Origin of the sequence: Salinicola sp. CPA57 (assembly GCF_003206035.1) — a bacterium.
Classification (GTDB): domain Bacteria; phylum Pseudomonadota; class Gammaproteobacteria; order Pseudomonadales; family Halomonadaceae; genus Salinicola; species Salinicola socius.
This window is the reverse complement of the sequence record NZ_PZJR01000012.1, coordinates 135,146-153,949: the sequence shown is the minus strand read 5'-3', so window position 1 is coordinate 153,949 and position 18,804 is coordinate 135,146. Positions and strand designations below refer to the sequence as shown.

At 61.2% G+C, this 18,804-nt stretch carries 15 protein-coding genes; 2 read left to right on the top strand and 13 right to left on the bottom strand.

The genetic code is table 11. The features are described 5' to 3' along the window. Positions 1-46: 46 nt before the first annotated feature. Positions 47-667: a phosphoadenosine phosphosulfate reductase family protein gene (locus DOM36_RS15390; protein WP_075570500.1), complete on the top strand. Its 621-nt coding sequence runs from the start codon at positions 47-49 to the stop codon at positions 665-667. A 91-nt stretch (positions 668-758) separates the two neighbouring features. Here the strand turns inward: DOM36_RS15390 and cysB are convergent, their stop codons facing one another. Then, entirely contained in the window at positions 759-1,727 is a 969-nt protein-coding gene (gene cysB, locus DOM36_RS15385) for an HTH-type transcriptional regulator CysB (protein WP_075570501.1), read from the bottom strand. 239 nt (positions 1,728-1,966) lie between these two features. Between cysB and trxA the strand changes: the two genes are divergently transcribed. Next, positions 1,967-2,290 carry a thioredoxin gene (gene trxA / locus DOM36_RS15380; RefSeq protein ID WP_075570502.1) on the top strand — a complete coding sequence of 108 codons (324 nt, stop codon included), beginning with the start codon at positions 1,967-1,969 and terminating at the stop codon, positions 2,288-2,290. Positions 2,291-2,432: 142 nt separating this feature from the next. Here the strand turns inward: trxA and DOM36_RS15375 are convergent, their stop codons facing one another. From DOM36_RS15375 to DOM36_RS15320, 12 genes are all read right to left on the bottom strand, one after another. Continuing rightward, a complete protein-coding gene (locus DOM36_RS15375; RefSeq protein WP_075570503.1) occupies positions 2,433-3,539 on the bottom strand; it encodes an AI-2E family transporter in 1,107 nt (368 codons plus the stop codon). 178 nt (positions 3,540-3,717) lie between these two features. Further along, a complete protein-coding gene (gene pstB, locus DOM36_RS15370) occupies positions 3,718-4,542 on the bottom strand; it encodes a phosphate ABC transporter ATP-binding protein PstB (protein ID WP_110643623.1) in 825 nt (274 codons plus the stop codon). Between the two features lie 20 nt (positions 4,543-4,562). Then, positions 4,563-5,414, bottom strand: coding sequence for a phosphate ABC transporter permease PstA (gene pstA / locus DOM36_RS15365; protein WP_075570504.1), 852 nt, complete (start codon positions 5,412-5,414; stop codon positions 4,563-4,565). A gap of 16 nt (positions 5,415-5,430) precedes the next feature. Further along, positions 5,431-6,369, bottom strand: a complete 939-nt coding sequence (gene pstC / locus DOM36_RS15360) for a phosphate ABC transporter permease subunit PstC (RefSeq protein WP_075570505.1) — start codon at positions 6,367-6,369, stop codon at positions 5,431-5,433. A 106-nt stretch (positions 6,370-6,475) separates the two neighbouring features. Further along, on the bottom strand, positions 6,476-7,519 hold the full coding sequence (pstS, locus tag DOM36_RS15355; protein WP_075570506.1) for a phosphate ABC transporter substrate-binding protein PstS: 1,044 nt from the start codon (positions 7,517-7,519) through the stop codon (positions 6,476-6,478). A 324-nt stretch (positions 7,520-7,843) separates the two neighbouring features. Next, the gene (locus DOM36_RS15350) at positions 7,844-9,058 is read right to left on the bottom strand and encodes a Bcr/CflA family multidrug efflux MFS transporter (protein WP_075570507.1); all 1,215 of its coding nucleotides are present in this window, start codon (positions 9,056-9,058) and stop codon (positions 7,844-7,846) included. 255 nt (positions 9,059-9,313) lie between these two features. Next, complete coding sequence (locus DOM36_RS15345; RefSeq protein ID WP_075570508.1) at positions 9,314-9,820, bottom strand: STAS domain-containing protein; 507 nt, start codon at positions 9,818-9,820, stop codon at positions 9,314-9,316. Beyond that, positions 9,813-10,964: a SpoIIE family protein phosphatase gene (locus DOM36_RS15340; RefSeq protein ID WP_232823875.1), complete on the bottom strand. Its 1,152-nt coding sequence runs from the start codon at positions 10,962-10,964 to the stop codon at positions 9,813-9,815. The genes DOM36_RS15345 and DOM36_RS15340 overlap by 8 nt, the downstream gene beginning before the upstream one ends. Before the next feature lie 4 nt (positions 10,965-10,968). After that, positions 10,969-11,715 carry a VacJ family lipoprotein gene (locus DOM36_RS15335; protein ID WP_110643622.1) on the bottom strand — a complete coding sequence of 249 codons (747 nt, stop codon included), beginning with the start codon at positions 11,713-11,715 and terminating at the stop codon, positions 10,969-10,971. Beyond that, the gene (locus DOM36_RS15330; RefSeq protein WP_110643621.1) at positions 11,715-12,845 is read right to left on the bottom strand and encodes a beta-ketoacyl-ACP synthase III; all 1,131 of its coding nucleotides are present in this window, start codon (positions 12,843-12,845) and stop codon (positions 11,715-11,717) included. Before DOM36_RS15330 ends, DOM36_RS15335 begins: the two co-directional genes overlap by 1 nt. Positions 12,846-12,929: 84 nt before the next feature. Then, positions 12,930-16,967: an ATP-dependent RNA helicase HrpA gene (gene hrpA / locus DOM36_RS15325; protein WP_232823879.1), complete on the bottom strand. Its 4,038-nt coding sequence runs from the start codon at positions 16,965-16,967 to the stop codon at positions 12,930-12,932. Between the two features lie 98 nt (positions 16,968-17,065). Continuing rightward, the gene (locus DOM36_RS15320; RefSeq protein WP_110643619.1) at positions 17,066-18,802 is read right to left on the bottom strand and encodes an AMP-binding protein; all 1,737 of its coding nucleotides are present in this window, start codon (positions 18,800-18,802) and stop codon (positions 17,066-17,068) included. Positions 18,803-18,804: the final 2 nt, after the last annotated feature.

Below are 18,804 nucleotides of genomic sequence, written 5' to 3'. Positions count from 1 at the left end.
GAACCAAGCCCTCAGCGCGGTGTGACCACCTTTGAAGGAGTCAACCATGGCGTTCGATCTCGATGCGCTCAACCGTGACATTGGCCACGATCCGGTGGCCATTACCGAATTCGCACTCAGTCTGGATAACAAGGCAATCTGCACGACCAACTTTCGTCCGTTCGAGGCCGTGATCCTGCATCTGGTCACGCGTGTTCGCCCGGATATTCCCGTCGTGTGGATGGACAGTGGCTACAACACCCCCGCGACTTATCGTTTCGCCGAAGAACTGACGAAGCGGCTCGATCTCAACCTCACCATTTATCACCCTCGCCGATCTCGAGCACATCGGGAATCGGTGGAGGGATCGACGCCGCAGATCGATGACCCGCGTCATGCCGCATTCACCGAAGAGGTCAAGCTCGAGCCCTTCCGCCGCGCCCTGGCCGAAACGGCACCGGATGTCTGGTTTACCGCGCTACGAGCCGAAGACACCGCGGAACGTTCCCGCATGCAGCCGCTATCGCGCAACGCCGATGGGCTCTTGAAAGTCGCGCCGGTACTGAACTGGACGGCCAAGCAGATGTATCAGTATCTTCAGCAGCACGACCTGCCCAACAACTTCGACTACTTCGATCCGACCAAGGTCGAGGACAAGCGGGAATGCGGCCTTCACCTGCAACATTGATTCAGCGCTGACACCTGACGCATGAGCCCCGCCAATGGCGGGGCTCATGCGTTATCGGGTCGGCATTGTCGGCGGCACGACAACGGCCTTGTCATAACACCGGCAGCTGAAGGTCCTTGAACAGATCGGCCTCATGCCTGGGCCCGGCCGCCAGCGCGGCTTCGACGGTATCTCGATCAAGATGCGGCGCCATGCGTTTGACGAAATCATACATGTAAGTGCGCATGAACGTGCCGCGGCGAATACCGATCTTGGTGGTGGAACTTTCGAACAGATGCGAGGCATCCACCGCGATGAGATCGCTGTCGGCGACGGGATCGACTGCCATGTGGGCAACGATGCCGATACCGAGACCCAGCCTCACATAGGTCTTGATCACGTCGGAGTCCGCCGCGGTGAGGACGACATTGGGCTTCAGATCACGAGATTTGAACGCGTCGTCGAGCTGCGAACGACCGGTGAAACCAAAAACGTAGGTCACCAGCGGATGTTCCGCGACGCGCTCCAGCGTCAATTCACCGGTTGCCAGCGGATGGCCCTTGGGGACGAGAACGCAGCGATTCCAGCGATAGCACGGCAGCAACACCAGATCGTTGAACAGCTCCAGCGATTCGGTACAGATTGCGAAATCTGCGGAACCTTCGCTCACCATCTGTGCGATCTGCTTGGGCGTCCCCTGCTGCATATGGAGCGCGACTTCCGGATATTTCTGTCGAAATTCACTGATCACGCCGGGCAACACGTAACGCGCCTGGGTGTGCGTCGTGGCGATGGACAGATTGCCTCGACGCTCGTCACTGTGTTCCTGGGCGACGTGCTTGATATCGTCGACGGTTCGCAGCACCTTGCCAGCCAGTTCGACGATCGCCTCGCCTGCCGGCGTGACGCGAGTCAGATGCTTGCCGCTGCGTGCGAATATCTCGACGCCGAGCTCGTCTTCCAGCAATCGAATCTGCTTGGAGATGCCGGGTTGCGACGTGAACAGACTTTGCGCCGTCGCCGATACATTGAGCTGGTGCCTTGTCACTTCCCACACGTAGCGCAACTGCTGAAGCTTCATAAGCGACCTCGTGGCTTCCGACTCGCCAAAATGGCATAAGAAACTGTATGAGGATTACTTTACGCAATATGTGGCGACGGGTGAAGGCCAGAAATCGCGATTCCCGGTATGAAAAAAGGGTCTTTAATAACCTGGCGCTATCGTTCCGATACGGCAGGGTATTTGCCAGCACCCTATGCAAGGGCTAACATCGATGCCATGAGCTCGGTCAGAGCGCAATATCTACAGGAGTTAACGTCATGTCCAACAACGTCGATGTCACCACTGCCAACTTCGAGCAGGAAGTGCTGAACGCGGACAAGCCCGTTCTGCTCAAGTTCTGGGCACCGTGGTGTGGTCCCTGCAAGATGATGGCTCCCGTCGTCGACGAAGTCGCCGATGAGAAAGCCGCAGACATCAAGGTGGTCAGCGTCAACGTTGACGACGCACCGGAAATCGCCTCCGAGCATGGGGTGCGCGGCGTCCCCACGGTGATGCTGTTCAAGTCCGGCGCCAAGGTCGCCTCGCTGGTCGGTGCCCAGTCAAAATCCCAGCTGACCCAGTTCCTCGAACAGAACGGCTGATACCCGCTGGGGCCGTCAGCCACGCCCTTTCAATCAGGACCTGCCAGCCAAGCCGCCCTCTCGGAGTGCGGCTTTTTTCGTCATATTTGGGCGTCAACCCTTCCCGAGAGCACTGCTCGTCGAGATGGCCGGCTCTCGCCCATCACTCGATCTCTTCTTCCAACTCGTCCAGCGCGTTCTGCGCCCTGCGTTGACGTCGCCGTCTGCGCTCGGACGGACTCAACATCTTGGCAATCCAGCGTGTCTCCGGGTGGCTATCCAGCGCGATCTTGAGCGTCATCGTCAGCGGTACCGAGAGCAGCATGCCCACTGGCCCCAGAATCCAGCCCCAGACCACCAAGGATAGAAACGCGACCAGCGTCGACAACCCCATCGTTCGGCCCATGACGCGTGGCTCGACGATATTACCCAGCACGAAGTTGATACTGAGATAAGCGCCCGCCAACGTCATCGCTTTCACGACCCCACCATCCGGCATCGCAAGCGTCAGCAACACCGGCGGTACCGCGGCCAGCACCGAACCAATGTTGGGGATGTAATTCAGAATGAACGCCAGTGCACCCCAGAGCAGTGCAAACTGCACCCCCACCAGCCAAGCCGAGATGGTCACCAGCACCCCCGTGATCAGGCTGATGACGGTTTTGACCGCCATATAACGCTTGAGGTTGTAACTGAACTCGGTAAATCGCTCCAGACTCGGCCCGGGATTGGTCAGCGCACGAGCGACTTTCTGACGAAAATCCAGCGTTTCAAACAACATGAAGTTGACCATCAGCAGAATGACCAGGCTCTGCGACAAGACCAGGCCAATACCGCTCAGGAATCCGGAAATCCAGTCTTGATCACCGGTACCATCCACCATGTCGGACAGCCGCTGCGGCGACACCGACAGCCCCTGGTTCGCCAGCCATTGCAGCAGAGTCAGATAATGCCCTTCCAACTGCTTTTGCATCTCCGGCCAGTTTTCCATGAACATCGCGAAACTGTTGGCTAACAGCGTGCCGAACAGGGCCAGCAGTCCGCCCAGGATCAACAGCGTGATCAGCACCGCCGCAAGGGAATTGACGCCACGGCGATAAAGCCAGTGAACCGGCGAGGTACAGATCACGGCGACGAACAGCGACAACAGTATCGGAATAATGAGACTTTCAGCGGCACGCATCCCGGCGATGATGATCGTCAGCGACGCCAACGTCAGCATCAGATTGAAGGGAACGTTCCGAAACGTGGGTTCCTGCCCGGGCGACATAGCGGTAATCCTAATGGCACATCCTGTGAATCGAGACAGTAGCACGAACCCCGAGCGGGTTCGTTGACGTAGTGCAAAGTACCGGAAAACTCCTCATTGACGATGCGCCAACGTAAACGCCCCCGAGCCATCGCTCGGGGGCGTCCGATGATACCGACCCAGACCAGGTGCTGACTGATCAGCCGTAACGCCCCGTGATGTAGTCTTCGGTGCGTGACTCCTTCGGCTGGGTGAATATCTTGGTCGTGTCATCACACTCGATCAGGCTTCCCAGATACATGAAGGCCGTGATATCCGAAATACGGGCCGCCTGCTGCATGTTGTGGGTCACGATGACGATCGTGTAGTCCTTCTTGAGTTCGTTGATCAGATCTTCGATATAGCCGGTCGAGATGGGGTCAAGCGCCGAGGTCGGCTCGTCGAGCAGGATCACCTCCGGCTTCACCGCAATGGTACGGGCGATACACAGGCGTTGCTGCTGTCCACCGGAAAGCGCCTGCCCGTTCTGCTTGAGCTTGTCCTTGACCTCGTTCCAGAGTGCGGCCTTGCGCAGCGCCCACTCGACACGCTCCTCCAGTTCCCGGGCCGACAGCTTCTCGTACAGCCGAATCCCGAAGGCGACGTTATCGAAGACCGACATTGGAAACGGTGTCGGCTTCTGGAACACCATACCCACGCGGGAGCGCAGCAGGTTGAGGTCGACCCCCGACTGATAGATGTCGTAATCATCGAGCAGGATCTGCCCCTCGGTCCGGATCCCCTCGTAAAGATCGTGAATCCGGTTGAAGCAGCGAATGAGCGTCGACTTGCCGCAACCCGACGGCCCGATGAACGCCGTCACCTGGCGCTCGGGAATTTCCATGGAGACGTTCTTGATCGCCTGGAATTTGCCGTAGTAGAGGTTCAGATCGTCGACACGCAATTTGGTGGCGACCTGCGGCGCTGGCTTGGCATCGGGGCCGCTGGCGTCGCGTTTCTGCTTGAGTTGAAGTTCGGCTGTCATGGCAGTCTCGCAGCTGGAAATCAGGAACGCTGGCGCGAGAAATAGCGCGCCGCAATGTTCAGAATCAGAATGGCAGCGGTCAGGATCAATGCCCCGCCCCAAGCCAGCGCAACCAGATCGGGAATGAAGGCGTTGATCGTCATGTTCTGGTAGATGGTCATCGGCAGGTTGGCCATCTCGCTACCCAGGTCGAAGAAGTTCCACTGGTTGGAGTTAAGCGAGGTGAACAGTAGCGGGGCCGTCTCGCCACTGATCCGCGCGAAACCGAGCAGAATGCCGGTCAGGATGCCCGCACGCGCACCGCTGTAACACACTCGTATGATGATCCAGTAGCGGTGGGCGCCGAGCGCTGCTGCGGCCTCCCGTAACGAGTTGGGGATCAGGCGCAGCATGTCCTCGGTGGAGCGAATCACGACCGGCACGATGATCACCGTCAGTGCCAGCACACCCGCCCAACCGGAGAAGTTGCCCATCGGCACCACCACCATGGCATAGATGAAAAGGCCAATGATGATCGACGGCGCCGACAGTAGAATGTCGTTGATGAAACGGATCACCTTGGCCATCATCCCCTTGCCACTGTACTCCGCCAGCCAGGTGCCCGCGGCGACGCCGATGACCGTCCCGATCACTGTCGCCGCGCAGGTCATGATGAAAGTCCCCCAGATCGCATTGCCCAGGCCGCCGCCGGTCATGCGCGTGCGCTCGACAAAGGTCGAGGGCGAGATCGCCCCCAACCCTTTGGTCACTAGCGTAAAGAGAATGGCGAACAGAAAGGCAAACCCGATCAGGGTTGCCACCTGACACAGCACCATCACCAACTGGCTGAGCCGTTTGCGACGGCGATAACGCGGCGTTTGACTGATATTCATGGTTCTCTCCCGCCGCTCAGGCGTGGCGACCGGTACTGTTGCGCAGCAGATAGCGCGCGAAAGCCAGTACCGCGAAAGTGATCAGGAACAGAATCAGGCCCAATGCCAGCAGTGCCGAGCGCTGAGAGCCGTCGGATTCGGAAAACTGATTGGCGATCAAGGCCGCGATCGATGTGCCCTGCCCGGTCAAGGTGGTGTTGAGGAACAGGTTATTACCAATGACGAACGTCACGGCCATGGTTTCACCCAGCGCACGCCCGAGCCCCAGTACGACGCCACCGACCAGGCCAGTCTTCACTGACGGCAGGATGACGCTACGGGTAACTTCCCAGGTGGTGCAGCCCAGACCATAGGCGGACTCACGCATGACCGCGGGTACGGTATTGATCACGTCCCGGCTCACGGCGGTAATGAAAGGAATGATCATCACCGCCAGAATGATACCCGCCGTCGTCAAACCGGTGCCGGCGGGAAAGACCGTGGGGAACCACGTGCGCAGCAACGGCGCCAGCACTTCCATGCCCCACATGCCGTAGATGATGGAGGGAATGCCTGCCAGCAGCTCGATCAGGGTACTCAGCGGCTGGCGCAGAAATCCGGGGCATTGCTCGGTCAGAAAGATGGCAATGCCAAAAGAGATGGGCACGGCAATGACGATCGCGATGAATGACGTCAGCAGCGTACCGTAGATTGCCGGCAGCGCGCCGAAGACTTCGACATTGGCTGCCCAGCGATTTTCCGTAAAGAAGTCCAGACCATAGCGTTGGATCGCCGGCCAGCTGGACACCATCAGTGACGCGATAATCGCCCCTAGCAGCAGCAGTACGGCAAAAGCGAAGGCGAACAACGTGCGCTCGAACCACACATCGAAGCGGGCCTTGCGTTGGAGCCGCTTGCGGGTGGCATCGCTGAGATGCCCCAGACCGCTGGCTTGAATCGCGTTGGAGGTGGACATCTTCATTCCTCATCGACTTGCCAACATGCCGCCAACCGGCGGCATTCGATACAGCGCCGCGACGGAGGCGGTCGCCCGCCCGCCGTCGCGGCATGTCATGCAGTGATCACGGGTTCCAGACAGCACTGCCGTCCGATCCCTTGATCTCGCTCCAGCTGTCACGAACCATCTCGGCAACGTTCTCGGGCATCGGCACGTAGTCCAGCTCCTTGGCCATGTCGCCGCCATTGCTGTAAGCCCAATCGAAGAACTCGAGCGCCTGACGAGCAGCGTCGGCGTCCTGAACTTCCTTGTGCATCAGGATGAACGAGGCACCGGTGATCGGCCAGCTCTCGTCGCCCGGCTGATTGGTCAGCACCAGGTACATGCCCGGCGCCTTTTTCCAGTCGGCATTGGCGGCGGCAGCCATGAAGGCTTCCATGTTCGGCGCGACGACGTTGCCGGCCTGGTTCTTCAGGTGCACCAGACTCAGATCGTTCTGTTCGGCATAGGCGTACTCGACATAGCCGATCGCGCCATTGGTGTTGGAAACCTGGCTAGCCACACCGGCGTTCGCCTTGGCGCCCACACCGGCAGGCCAGGCGACGGACTTGCCTTCACCGACGGTGTTGGCGAAATCTTCGCTGACCTGCGCCAGATAATGGGTAAACAGGAAGTTGGTGCCAGAGCCGTCGGCGCGATAGACCGGCGTGATCTGGGTATCCGGCAGATCCAGACCCGGGTTCAATTTGGCGATGGCCTCGTCGTCCCAGTTGGTAATCTTGCCCTGATAGATGTCAGCCAGCGTCGGGCCGTCCAGATTGAGCGAGTCCCCTTCAATGCCTTCGACGTGGAACGCGGCGACCACGCCACCCATGACCATCGGCCACTGCATCAGGCCATTCTTGTCGAGCTCTTCCTTGGTCATCGGCGCGTCACTGGCACCGAAGGTGACGGTCTTGGCGACGATCTGCTGGATGCCACCGCCGGAACCGATCGCCTGGTAGTTGAGACCGATCCCCGACTCATCCTGATAGGCATCTGCCCACTGCGAGTAGACCGGATACGGGAAGGTTGCACCGGCACCGGTAATGGTGTCCTGGGCCTGGACACCGGCGGCGCCCAGAACCATCGAGCCGGAGATGAGCGCTGCGAAGACATGTTTAAGCATAGCGATATCCTGTTTCCACCTTGAATGCGTGAGCGATAACGACGTTGCGAAGGTTGCCAACACTCTCAGCGCTCACCGTACGTCAGTGTCGTGACAGTTTTATGACACCCATGCAGCAACGTTAGCGGAGGCTGCGGGATCATGCCCGCCATTGACGAAAAAACCATCGAGCGATTGCCTGAATCCTCAGGGTCGTCAATGGCTTTTCGATGTAGCTTGGCGCGTGAGCGTCACAACCTTCGCGTCTTCACGATGACAAGTTTTGATGACAGCAGGATGACAATCGTCAAGCAGAGTAACGATAGCGCCGCTTCCGGTAACGACTCATGACGTCGCCTTGTCGGTATTGGCTTGGCCCTTGAGCGCTCGACCGGCCAGCACGCGGACAGCGATATTGCCCAGCAGCGTGGCGCCCAGCATCGTCAGCACCGTGGGCCACGCACTGGCCAGTTCGAAAGCGCCCACCAGCGCGCCGGTGACGGCACCGCAGGTGAACTGCAGACAGCCCTGCAAGGCCGTTGCCGTGGCGCTCATGCGCGGGAAGTGATCCAGCATCGACGACATCGCGTTGGGACTGATCAGACCCTGCATCCCCACGAACACCACCATCAGCGGCGCGATGGTGAATATGGAGTCCAGCCCCGTCGCGACCATGGCGACAAGCGAGATCCCCGCCACCAACTGGATTCCCAGACCCAGGAGTAGATTCTGCTGCGGGGTGCGAATCTTCAGCAGTCGGATATTGAGACGGCTGGATGACGCCATGATCAGAATGTTGGCACCGAACACGAACGGATAGAGCGTGGTCGAAAGCCCGTAGTGCTCCATGTACAGATAAGGAGACCCTGTAATGAAGGCGAACATGCCGGCAAACGACATCGACACGGCACCGATATAGCCCATCGCCTCGCGGTGCTTCAGCACGCTGGCATAATTACCCAGAATTTGACGTGCAGAGGGGGCTTGCGGATCGCGACCGTGGGTTTCGGGAAGATAGCGACCGAGCAGCCACAGCACGAATGCGGCGTAGAGGGCGAGGAACAGAAAAATCAGCCACCAGTCCGCCAGGTGCAGCAACGCACTGCCGATAGCGGGAGCCACCAGAGGTGCCATCATCAGGATCATCACCATGGTGGACATCACCTTGGCTGCCTCTCGCCCGCTGAACCGGTCACGCACGATCGCCGCGGAATTCACCACGCAAGCGCCACCGCCCAACGCCTGCACGAAGCGCCATCCCCACAGCGTCGCCAGTGAACCCACTTGGGTCAGTGCCAGGCTGGCGATGAAGAAGACTCCCAGGCCGAGCATCAGCACCGGCTTGCGGCCAAACCGATCGGATAGCGGCCCACAGACCAATTGGCCGAGCGCGAACCCGAGCAGGAAAACACTGAGAGACAGTTCCGTATGGTGCACGCTGGCACCAATCGACGCGGCCAGCGACGGCATGGCCGGCAGATAGGCATCGATCGCCAGTGGTGCCAGCGCCGTGTTGGCAGCGACCAGAAACGCCAGACGGCGTGCGCTCAACGTCGTCACATACACTCCTTGGACAGGCCACGATCCTCACCAGCTCGAGAGTCCGACATCCGCAACGAACCGGAGTCAATGAGAACGAAATAAAAACGTCTCACCGGAACGGCAAGACGAGAGGGGTTCAATTCCGACGCGGTGAAAATCGAGCGACCGATGTGGCGACCGCTGACATCAGACGTCTATATCAAAGCGGCGCATCCACGCTGGCCAAGACATCATGACTGCCGAGACATCATGACTGCCGCCCCGGCAACTGCTTCAATGGTGCGAGGAAGCGTTGGCGCGCTGTGACTCGAGCAGGTCGACGAACGGCTGGAACTCGTGTCGATTGTGCTCGCTCATCCGCATCAGGATGCGATGCGCTTCGAGAATCCGCTGCTGAATGGCACTCTCGTCAGTTTCGACCTGCGGCAGCTCATCCAGCTCCGACGGTTCGGTCAGCGGCGCCTCCAGCAACGTGAAATAGCGGGCGAACCCCATGACGTCCAGCATACGTCGCACGTCCGGATGCTGGGCGATGATCGTGGGAGGATCCTCGAGCCGCCCCTGCACGGCCATCGCCACCTTGGCCAGAAACCCCAGCGCCGTCGAATCGACGTTGGTCGCCGCACGCAGGTCGACCATCACCGCTCGCAGGCCAGGCAGGTCAGCGAGGCGCTGCGCCTCGGCGTCCAGCGTGGCGCAAAGCGTCAACCGTACGTCGCCGCACAGTTTGAGCACGAACACGCCCGACTCGAAGGCCGCCTTGATGCGCCCGTCAATCATGGTCGAAACCACTCAATGTCATCATGCTGAGATCATCCGGTAGAGGATCCCCCAACGCCAACCCTTCCCTCAGATCGTCGACGCCGGTGCAGTGTGTCGTGCGGAGCTCGAGTTCCTTGAGCCGCGCGTCCAGTGAATTCTCCGGCAGGCATTCCAGAACGCCGTCGGAGCAGAACCAGAGCCGGAACGACTCGGGCAGAGAACAGCCGTAGATGGGGTACTCGACATCTGGAAACAACCCCACGGGCGGCCCCGAGCCTCCCAGATAAGCGCTACGCCCTTCTGTCTGGAGAATCGGCATCGGCAGCTGAGCGCCGAGCGCATAGTGCAGAAAATGGCGCTCATGGTCCAGCACGCCGGCGAAAACCGTGGCGTGCTTGCCGATCCCCGTCTCCAGCAACTCGCGATTGAGCTCGCCCAGCCACCGTGACGGAAACGCTTCCGGCAGCAACGTTCGCCACTGGGCCAGCCAGCGGTTGCAGAGATACTTCAACAGCACGGTGACGAAAGCCGACGACGCGCCGTGTCCAGCCACGTCAGCGAAATAGAAGAAGCTGTAGCGATCGTCACAGCGCTGGAAATCCAGAAAATCACCGGAAAGGTAGAGCGATGGCGCGAACCAGTAATCGCAGCGCACGCCGAGGTGAGTGACCCCGGGAGACGGTAGCAACTTGCGCTGCACATGCCCACCGGCTCGCTGATCGTCGCGAAGCATCTCGAGATGTCTTTCGAGGCGATCATTCAATGCTTCGAGTTCCGCTCGACTCTGGCGGTGCTCGCTCGATAGCCGATCCAGCTCCAGCGCCCGCTCGATCAGCCGACGCAGAATATCGGCATGCTTCAGCGGCTCCACCAGATAGTCGATCAGCCCTGCGTCGATCGCCTTGTGCAGATCGCCATCGAGACGGTTTTCGCTGATCACGATCGTCGGCCGTCCCACCGCCAGCTGCTCCCAGCCCTGGTGGGAAACGGCACGCACGTGGGCAACGACCAGATCACAGCGCGCCGGCAGGGTCGAGACCGAAATCGCGACGCGGATCTCGGCGTCGAGGCGAGAGAGCTCCTCGACCAGCCGTTCACGATCCGGCCCGGGCAGGTCGATCAAACCGATCACAGGCAGCGCGTCCGACAGCGTATTGGCCACAGGTCTACTCGGCGAAGTCGTCTTCACTGTATTCGAAATCGTCACCGAAACCGCCACTGGCAAACGGATCCTCGCCCGCTGCGCCATTGGTGACCTCGAACTGGCGACGCTGCAGATAGGCATCACGAATGAAACTGTAGCGATCGCCTTGAATCAGCGCCTCCTGGTCAAGCAGACCGGCCCGCAGATCCACGAATCGCAGGAAGGTCAAACCGTATCGCCATTTGTCATCCTCCACATAGGTGACCGGGTAGGTGTAGGCATCGACCGGTAAACCACTGGCATCGCGAACCGTGCTTGGACCGAAGATCGGCAGCACCAGGTAGGGCCCGGAATCGACACCCCAGGCACCCAGTGTCTGACCGAAATCTTCCTCGTTTTCGTTCAGCCCCATTCGCGTAGCCGGATCGAGCACGCCGCCGACACCCAGAATGGTGTTGACCACAAAACGTCCGGACGCCACGCCAGCATTGCCCCACTGCCATTGGAGGATGCTGTTGAAGACCGTACGGATCTCACCCAGATTGGAGAAAAAGTTGCCGACGCCATCCTGAACCGGGTCCGGGGTGACGGTGTCATAACCCTGCGCGACCGGCTTCAGCGCATAGCGATCAAGTGTGTCGTTGAACTGATAGACACCGCGGTTGAAGCCTTCCCACGGATCCTGAGGATTGGAATCCTCACCCGTGGAGGCGCAGCCGCTCAACGCTGTGGCGATACAGATACCGCCCAGCCAATGGATCGATTTCATCAACACGCATTTCCTTTACGCAGTATCACACTGCCCGCACTGTAGCCCGCACCGAAGGAACACACCACCCCTACGTCGCCCTCCTGCAACTCGTCCCGGTGCAGGTGGAAGGCAATGATCGAGCCTGCCGAACTGGTATTGGCATAGCGGTCGAGAATGATGGGGGCTTCCGCGATCGATGCTTCACGCCCCAGCACTCGCTGAGCAATCATGTCGTTCATATGACGGTTGGCCTGGTGCAACCACAGCTTCTTGACCGAATCCCCGGTTAGCGACTGGCTTTCCAGATGATCGAGAATCAGCGCTGCGACCATCGGACAGACCTCCTTGAACACTTTGCGCCCTTCCTGGACGAAAAGCTTGTCCATGGCGTCCGGTTCATCGTCGGCAAGACGGTTGAGAAATCCGAAATTGTTGCGGATGGCGTTGGAAAACCGGGTCACCAGACGCGTGCCAAGCACCGTGAAATGCTCCCGGTCCTTCGCCAGATGATCGGCCTCCAGCACGATGGCCGTGCAGGCATCGCCGAAAATAAAGTGGCTGTCGCGATCGCGAAAGTTGAGGTGCGCCGAGCAGATTTCAGGGCTGACCACCAATACCCGCTCCAGACTGCCGGCACGGATCGCATTGGTCGCCATATCGATGGCGAACGTCGCGCTGGAACAGGCCACGTTCATGTCGAAGGCATAGCCACCCGCGCCCAGCGCTGCCTGCAACTCGACCGAGACCGCCGGATAAGGTCGCTGGAGGTTGGAACAGGCGACGATGATCAGATCGAGCTGATCGGCACGAATGCCAGCGTTATCCAGCGCTTGGCGGGCGGCAGCCACGCCCATCTCGGCTTGTACCGACAGCGCCTCATTGGCGCGCTCGGGAATTCGTGGCCGCATACGCTCGGGGTCCAGAATGCCGTTAGCTTCCATCACGTAGCGGCTTTCGATGCCAGAGGCCTTGGCAATGAAGGCCTCACTGGAGTACGCCAGCGGGTCGCGTTCACCTTTGGTGATCGCGTCCGCGTGACGAGAATTTTCCGCATCGACCCAGCTATTGAAGCTGGCGACCAGCTCGGCGTTATCGATCGAATCCGGTGGCGTGAACAGGCCCGTCGCGGTAATCACGGCTTGCGTCATCGGCTGTTACCTCCTGCGGCATCGGCCGCTTGTAAGCATTACGCGCATCCGCCAGCGGTGGATGCAATATGGCGAGCCCTGCCATCACACGGACTGCCCGGTTATTTCCTGCCAGCGTCGCGTCAGACGCTTTTCCGATACGCTCTCCAGCGTGCCCAACTGCTGAGCGAATAGCGAGACTCGCCACTCCTGCAGCCACCAGCCGAACTCGACGAGATCGGCATCGACGATACCGTCGAGATGCGTTTTCTGGCGCCGTGCATCGACACGCTGCTCCCACGCCTGCACCTGCTGCATGGCCAGCTGATCCCGACGCAGATCGCGGGGCGCCTTTTCGAGACGAATCTCCGCCGCCTGCAGATAGCGCGGATAGTGTGTCAACCACGGGCCCGCGTCGCGCACGAATCCGGGATAGACCAGTCGCTGCATCTGCGCCTTCAGATCGCTGTAGGTCAGCGCCATTGCCAGCGTGACATTGCCCTTGAGTGCCTTGGTGACCGCCAGGTGGCCTTGCAACGCCTTGTGCAGGTGATCCAGCAGCGTCTCGGTGTAGGCGACCAGTTCGCCACGCCACTGCTCGAGACGAGTGTCGAATTCCTCCCGTGATCTCGGCAGCGGATCGGCGGCCACGGTCTGGGCCAGACAGGCATCGACCACATCGCGGGCCAGTTGCTGCTGACTGCCCACCTTGGCGAACAGCAGCGCACACTGCTTGAGCTTGGGCAACTCGCGCTGAATGTAGCGCACCGTATCGGGCAGCCGACGGCGGGCCAGCCGCACGACACCTTCGCGATGCGCCGACGCCGCACGTTCGGCGTGATCGAACCAGGCGATATGAAAATCGTCTCCCTCTGCCACCATGGCCGGATAGACTTCGACCTGAATGCCGGCCTGGCTGGTCGTGCGAGAATCCGGCAGCGCTGTCTCGGGCAGATCCTCGAGTCGTTCGGCGGTCTCTTGCGGCGTCGCCGCCAGCGCCTTGGCGCCTGCCGCGGCGGCCTCGCCGAAGCGTGTCTGCAGCGCGCGCAGGTCGCGCCCCTCCCCCAGCACCTTGCCGTGGTGATCGACCACACGCAGGTTCATCACCAGATGCGGATCGAGCTGATCGTGTCGCCAGGCCGATGCGTCGAGCCGGGTCCCGGTCCTGATCCGCAGAAACTCCCCTAGCGCTTCCTCGACCGAGCGCTCGTCCGGAGTCAACGAGACCAGAGCAGCGTCGACCCAGTCGGGAATCGGCACGACCTGTCGACGCATCGTCTTGGGCAAAGCCTTGAGCAGCGCGATGCATTTCTCGCGCAGGAGCCCCGGCACCAGCCAGCTCAGACGTCCTTGTGGCAATTGCGCCAGCATCACTGCCGGCACGGTCACGGTGACACCATCATCACTGGCACCGGGCGAGAAGTGGTAACTCAGCGGATAGCGAACGCCGTTGAATACCAGCTCGTCCGGATACTGATCGACGTTCACGTCATCGGCATCCCGCGCCATCAGCGCCGCTTTATCGAGCTTGAGGATGTCCGGCGTGTCACGCTCGGCCTGTTTGCGCCAGTTCTCGAAACTGCGCCCGCCAGCCACCTCCGCCGGAATCCGCTCGTCGTAGAAGGCGAACAGGGTTTCTTCGTCGATGAGAATGTCGCGTTTGCGCGCCCGATCCTCGAGGTCCTCGACCTCGGCGACCATCGCCCGGTTGTGCTCGAAAAAAGCGGCCTTGGTCTGGTAATCGCCTTCCACCAGCGCCCGTCGCAGAAAGAGCTCACGCGCCTCCTGGGGCGCCACCTTGGCGTAGTCGACGCGGCGGCCGGTGACGATCGGCAGTCCAAAGAGCGTCACCTGCTCCAGCGCCACCACCTGGGCCCGTTTGCGCTCCCAGTGCGGCTCGCTGTAGGTACGCTTGATCAAATGGGCCGCCTGCGGCTCGATCCACTCCGGCTTGATCCTCGCCACGTCCCGCGCGTAGAGACGGCTGGTTTCCACCATCTCTCCGGCCATCACCCATTTGGGCGGCTTGCGCGAGAGACCCGACGCCGGATGAACCAGGAAGCGGCGATTTCTGGCACCGAGAAACTCGCGACTCTCCGGTTGCAGCTGCCCCAGATTGGAGAGCAGCCCGGATAACAGCGCCTGATGTAACCGCTGAGTATCGACCTGAGGCAGTCTGGCGGGCTCTTGCGTCAATGCGGACGCCCCCTCGGCGGAGCCGACGGCTGACTGGCGCGCTTCGCTGTCGCCAGGCTGCATGGCAGACGACAGCTCGAGTTTCATCTCGCGGGTCAGCTGGCGCAGTTGGCGATAGGTATCGTGCCACTCCCGCAGGCGCAGATAGTTCAGGTACTGATCGCGACACCAGCGCCGCAGTTGACTGCTCGAGAGCGTCTCGCGCATGGCGTCGAAGCCGTGCCACAGGTTGAGCCAGGCGACGAAATCGGAGTTGGGGTCTTCCCACTGCTTGTGGCGTTGATCGGCGGCCTGGCGTTTCTCCGCGGGCCGCTCGCGGGGATCCTGGGTCGCCAGCGCACTGACCACGATCAGCACCTCGCGCAGACACTGAAAGCGCTCGCCCGCCAGCACCATCCGGGCCAATCGCGGGTCGATCGGCAGCCGTGCCAGCTGGCGTCCGAGGTCGGTGATACGCTCGCCATCGTCCACCGCACCCAGCTCGAACAGCAGCCGGTAACCGTCCTTGACGAAGCGAGCGTCCGGCGCGTCGACAAACGGGAAGTCGAACACGTCGCCCAGCCTGAGCGACAGCATCGACAGGATCACCGAGGCGAGGTTGGTGCGCTGGATTTCGGGTTCGGTGAATTCGGGCCGCGACAGACAATCCTCTTCGCTATAGAGCCGGATGCAGACCCCTTCGGCGACACGCCCGCAGCGTCCCTTGCGCTGATCGGCACTGGCCTGACTGACCGGCTCGATCGGCAGCCGCTGGACCTTGGCGCGTGCGCTGTATCGACTCATCCGAACCAGGCCAGGGTCGATCACGTAGCGTATCCCGGGGACGGTCAGCGAGGTCTCGGCGACGTTGGTGGAGAGCACGATGCGTCGGCCGGCATGGGACTGGAATACCCGATTCTGCTCGGCGTTGGAGAGCCGCGCGTACAGCGGCAGGATCTCGGTGCTCTTGAGCTCGGCGCGACGCAACACGTCCGCGGTCTCGCGGATATCCCGTTCGCCGGGCAGAAAGATCAGGATATCGCGCGGACCGCTGTACCAGCGCTTCTCGCGTTCGATGCGCTCCACCTCGTCGACCGCTGCCAGGATCCCTTCCTGCAGCGTCAGATCCTCCTCTTCCCGCGATTCGCGCACCAGCGGCCGGTAATGCACTTCGACCGGATAGGCGCGTCCGGAAACCTCGACAACGGGGGCCGGCTGGATCTTGCCATCGCGCTCGACGGCAAAATGTCGGGAGAGTCGTTCGACGTCGATGGTTGCCGAGGTGATGATCACCTTGAGATCGGGACGACGTGCCGTCAGCCGCTTGAGATAGCCGAGCAGGAAGTCGATATTGAGGCTGCGCTCGTGGGCTTCATCGATGATGATCGCCTCGTAGCGCATGAGATCCGGATCATGCTGCGTTTCGGCCAGCAGAATACCGTCGGTCATCAGCTTGACCAGGGTGTTGTCACTGCTCTGATCGGTAAAGCGAACCTGATAACCGACCTGCTCGCCCAGCGGCACCTGGAGTTCTTCGGCCAGGCGCGACGCTACCGAGCGCGCCGCCAGCCGGCGGGGCTGGGTATGCCCGATCATGCCACGCCGCCCCAGCCCCAGCTCCAGGCAAAGCTTGGGGAGCTGCGTGGTCTTGCCGGAGCCGGTTTCGCCGGCGACGACCAGGACCTGATGATCGCGCAGGGCATCGAGGATGGTCTCGCGCCTGGCGGCGACCGGCAGCGACTCGGGATAGTTCAGCGTGACCGGCTGACGTTGCCGGCGCGCCAGCGCTTCGCTGGACGCCGTCAGCCGCGCGTCGATCTCGCCCAGCGACCGATCGATCGGCTTGCCGTCACGGGCTCGCCGCGCCAGGCGCTGGAGCCGCTGACGCTGCTCGTGAGCGTCACGCAGCAGACAGCCGTCCAGGCGCGTTTCCAGGTCATTCAGGGCTTGCAGTGAGGGGGAGGCGATAGCGCTCAAAGAGATCCTCTACGTCGGCGAGATAACGGCAACAACAGGTTCGCCATCCATGGCGGTGGCGAACCTGTCATTGTAGCGCCGTCGGCGGATCAACTCACGTCCGAGGAAGATCGCCGTTCCGTCGACGTCGTATCGCCAGCCTTGCCGGAGGATGCGGATTCAGCGCTGGATGCCTCGTCGCGCAGCTCACGCCGCAGTACCTTGCCGACATTGCTCTTGGGCAGCTCGTCACGCAGTTCCACGAACTTCGGCACCTTGTAGCCGGTCAGCTCCTTCTTGCACCACTGACGCAGCGCCTGGGGATCGAGACGATCGTTGCGCGCGACCACGAACAGCTTGACGGCTTCTCCGGTCTCTTCATCGGGGACACCGACGGCCGCCGCTTCGACGACATCGGGATGGCCCGCGACGACTTCCTCGATCTCGTTGGGATAGACGTTGAAACCCGAGACCAGAATCATGTCTTTCTTGCGATCGACGATCTTGACGTAGCCGTCGTCCAGAATCACTGCCATGTCGCCGGTGCGCAGCCAGCCATCGGCATCGAGTGCTCTGGCGGTGTCGTCCGGGCGGTTCCAGTATCCCTTCATGACCTGGGGGCCCTTGACGCACAGCTCGCCGCGCTCGCCCCGCGGCAGGGCTCGGCCATCGTCGTCGACGACCTGAACCGACGTTCCCGGCACCGGCTTGCCAATAGTACCGATCTGCGGCGCCTCCGGCGGATTGACCAAGGCGATGGGCGAGGTTTCGGTCAGGCCGTAACCTTCGACGATGCCGATCCCCGTCGCCTGCTGCCAGCGCTGTGCCACGGTCTGGGTCAGCGCCATGCCGCCGGAAATCGTCATCTTGAGCCGGGAGAAATCGAGCGCCTTGAAATCGTCGCGCTGACACAGCGCATTGAACAGGGTATTGAGCCCCACGAATACCGTGAAAGGGGTCTTCGACAACGTCTTGACGAAACCCGCGATATCGCGGGGATTGGGAATCAGAATATTGTGCTGGCCGGTCACCATGGCGAACAGGCAATTCACCGTAAAGGTATAGATGTGATAGCACGGTAGCGGCGCGATGATCGTCTCCTCACCCTCGACCAGCGCTCTGCCGACCACTTGCTTGGTCTGCAGCATGTTGGCGATCAGGTTGTGGTGGGTCAGCATGGCGCCCTTGGCGACCCCGGTGGTGCCGCCGGTGTACTGCAGCGCCGCCACGTCGCCGCCGTGACTGACAACCACATCGGCCTTGTGCCGGCTACCCACGGTCAGCGCGTGCCGGAAGCCGATCGAGCCGGGTAGCGAATAGCGCGGCACCAGCTTCTTGACGTATCGCACCACCCCGTTGATCAACGATCTTTTCGGCCAGGGATGAAGGTCCGCCATCTCGGTGACATAGACATGCCGGATATCGGTCTGGTCGAGCACCTTTTCCAGCTTGTGGGCCATGTTGGCCAGCACCAGTATCGCCTTGACGCCGGCATCGCGAAACTGATGACGCATCTCGCGCTCGGTGTAGAGAGGGTTGGTGTTGACGACCACCAGCCCGGCACGCAGCGCGCCGAACACGGCGACGGGAAACTGCAGCACGTTGGGCAGCTGAATCGCGATTCTATCGCCGGGTTCCAGATCGGTTTCGTGCTGCAGCCAGGCAGCGAAGTCGCCGGAAAGCCGGTCGACGTCCCGATAACTCAAGGTATGGCCCAGGCAGCTGAAGGCCGGCTTGTCGGCGAATCGCTCACACGCCTCGGCGATGATGTCGTTGATCGACGCGAACGCCTCCATGCCCTCCAACGGCGGCCCCGTCTCGACGCACGGGCTGACGCTATCGCTCATAG

Coding starts and splice junctions, on each gene's coding strand:
- DOM36_RS15320 (WP_110643619.1), bottom strand. CDS start 18,802: ATGAGCGATAGCGTCAGCCCGTGCGTCGAGACGGGGCCGCCGTTGGAG.
- pstC (WP_075570505.1), bottom strand. CDS start 6,369: ATGTCCACCTCCAACGCGATTCAAGCCAGCGGTCTGGGGCATCTCAGC.
- DOM36_RS15375 (WP_075570503.1), bottom strand. CDS start 3,539: ATGTCGCCCGGGCAGGAACCCACGTTTCGGAACGTTCCCTTCAATCTG.
- DOM36_RS15335 (WP_110643622.1), bottom strand. CDS start 11,715: ATGAAATCGATCCATTGGCTGGGCGGTATCTGTATCGCCACAGCGTTG.
- DOM36_RS15330 (WP_110643621.1), bottom strand. CDS start 12,845: ATGACGCAAGCCGTGATTACCGCGACGGGCCTGTTCACGCCACCGGAT.
- DOM36_RS15390 (WP_075570500.1), top strand. CDS start 47: ATGGCGTTCGATCTCGATGCGCTCAACCGTGACATTGGCCACGATCCG.
- cysB (WP_075570501.1), bottom strand. CDS start 1,727: ATGAAGCTTCAGCAGTTGCGCTACGTGTGGGAAGTGACAAGGCACCAG.
- pstB (WP_110643623.1), bottom strand. CDS start 4,542: ATGACAGCCGAACTTCAACTCAAGCAGAAACGCGACGCCAGCGGCCCC.
- pstA (WP_075570504.1), bottom strand. CDS start 5,414: ATGAATATCAGTCAAACGCCGCGTTATCGCCGTCGCAAACGGCTCAGC.
- pstS (WP_075570506.1), bottom strand. CDS start 7,519: ATGCTTAAACATGTCTTCGCAGCGCTCATCTCCGGCTCGATGGTTCTG.
- trxA (WP_075570502.1), top strand. CDS start 1,967: ATGTCCAACAACGTCGATGTCACCACTGCCAACTTCGAGCAGGAAGTG.
- DOM36_RS15345 (WP_075570508.1), bottom strand. CDS start 9,820: ATGATTGACGGGCGCATCAAGGCGGCCTTCGAGTCGGGCGTGTTCGTG.